The sequence below is a fragment of the Stenotrophomonas sp. YIM B06876 genome (genome assembly GCF_030711595.1).
GTDB lineage: Bacteria > Pseudomonadota > Gammaproteobacteria > Xanthomonadales > Xanthomonadaceae > Stenotrophomonas.
Map to the genome: position 1 here is coordinate 1 of NZ_JAUJUJ010000118.1, position 2,352 is coordinate 2,352.

Sequence of the window (2,352 nt, forward strand, 5' to 3'; positions counted from 1 at the left end):
TCGTTTCTCGCGTGTGCAGCTGTGGGGGGCATCTGGACTTCGTGCGCACCGGAATTGTCTGCCGAAGCGATTCTCGACCGCATCGGACAGGTCACGCCGAAGGTTCTCTTCATATGCCACGCCTATACATACAACGGCAAAAGGCATGACTTCAAAGAGATTGCCGACAAGCTGGTGACATCCCTGTCGACGCTCGAGACTGTGGTCGTGGTGGATCGAGACAGCGACACCCCACTGAAGTCGGCACCAAACTCGGGCGCCCAGTTCCTTCGCTATCGCGAAGCCGCCCAGCCGGTGGATCGCTTCGAATGGCGGCGTTTCGCCTTTAACAATCCCGTGCTCGTGATGTACACCTCCGGCACCACTGGCAAGCCCAAGGCCATCGTGCACTCCGCGGGCGGTGTGCTGTTGAAGCTTGCCAGCGAACACGCTTTCCACGTCGGCGTCGGCCCTGGAGATGTGTTGTTCTGGTACACCAACACCGCGTGGATGATGTTCCATTGGCTGGTGTTCTCGCTCGTGCGGGGGAGCGCAATCGTTCTGTATGAGGACGCTGCGGTGCCGAAGGGCGCGGATGGCCCTGACCTTGGAGCGCTGTGGCGTGTCGCTGACGCTGCCGGCGTCACCATGATGGGTGTTAGTCCCAGCTATATCTCGGTGCTCAGCGACGCGGGATATTCGCCGAAGATGCATCACAACCTGACAAGGATTCGCAACATCCTGGCTGCCGGCGCTCCCGTCAGTGCTGAGCAATTCGAGTGGATACACGCCAACGTTTCCGCATCGGCGTGCTTCTGCCCGTGCTCAGGCGGGACCGAACTGATGTCGGGCTTCGTCGGCAGTTCGCCTTTGCATGCGGTCAGGGCCGGCGAGATGAGTTGCAAATTCCTAGGGATGGCGGTTGATGTCTTTGACGAGCGCGGCGTTTCCGTGATCGGCCGCAAGGGGGAGCTGGTGTGTACCGAGCCGTTCCCGGCGATGCCGCTGACGTTCTGGGGCGCCGACGGCGATGCTCGGTATCGGGCCGCGTATTTTGAGGGCTACCCGAAAGTGTGGACCCATGGTGATCTGGCGGAACAAACGCTCTCGGGCGGATTCGTGATTTACGGCCGCTCCGACACCACGCTCAATCCAGGTGGGGTCCGGATTGGCACTGCGGAAATTTACCGCCCCTTGTTCACCATTGCAGCGGTGGAAGCCGCCGTGGCGTTTGGTCGACCGGTCAAGAGCAGCGAAGAGATTGTCCTTTGCGTGAAGCTCGCGGACGGAAAGCATCTGGACAAAGCGTTGGCAGCCGAGATCCGGGCCACGATTCGCGGCCAGGCGTCACCCCGGCACGTTCCACATGCCATCTACCAGGTCGACGATGTGCCATATACGCACAATGGCAAGCCGGTCGAGCTTGCCGCCAAGGCGGCAGCGACTTTGATAGACATCAGCCGCTTCTCTGGTCTGCGCAATCCGGAATGCCTTGGCCAGTTTGCCAAGCTCAACTCGGTGGTTGCGCTGTGAGCCAAACGGGGCGCCGTGGAAAACCGTGGGGTTCGATCATTGGAGTCAGCGAGCTGGCGCCGCGGCGCCGTTCGTCCCAAGAGACCACACTGGGGCAGATCGCGTTGGCCGCTCGGCTGGCCGTCCTTGACGCGGGCCTGAGTCCAGACACCATCGACGGCCTTCTGGTGGCCCCGCAGATGGGCGAAACTCCGATNCGGCGCCGTTCGTCCCAAGAGACCACACTGGGGCAGATCGCGTTGGCCGCTCGGCTGGCCGTCCTTGACGCGGGCCTGAGTCCAGACACCATCGACGGCCTTCTGGTGGCCCCGCAGATGGGCGAAACTCCGATGCATGTGCCGGCCACCGTGGCCGAATACCTGGGTCTGCGGCCTCGAATGGCCAACACGGTTGACCTCGGGGGTGCCAGTGCCGCCGGCATGATCTGGCGCGCCTCGGCCGCCATTGCGTCGGGCATGTGCGAAGCCGTGCTGTGTGTCGTCGGGGAAATACGCCCGCCCGCCGTGGCCAAGAACCGCAACCCAATTCGCGAATTCGACGTCCCCTTCGGCGCCAGCGGCGCCAACACCACTTACGCGATGATCGCGCAGGCGCATATCGAGCGATTCGGCACGACGGCCGAGGACATGGCGTTGATCGCGGTCCGCGCCCGGCAGAACGCACAGCTCAATCCCGAGGCCATCTTCTACGGGCGTCCTATCACCGTCGACGACGTGCTCGCATCGCCGATGATCAGTGAACCGATTCACAAACTCGAGGCGACGATGCCGACAGCCGGCGGTGCCGCGGTGGTCGTGGTCTCGCCGGAGCGCGCCAGGCAGATGGGTCGCACCTCGGCAC

General features: G+C 63.0%; 1 protein-coding gene. It reads left to right on the forward strand.

Annotated elements, in window-relative coordinates:
* The coding region (locus tag QZH66_RS15180; protein ID WP_305806746.1) for an AMP-binding protein at nt 1-1,512 on the forward strand (1,512 nt) is incomplete at its 5' end.
* Nucleotides 1,513-2,352 lie beyond the last annotated feature (840 nt).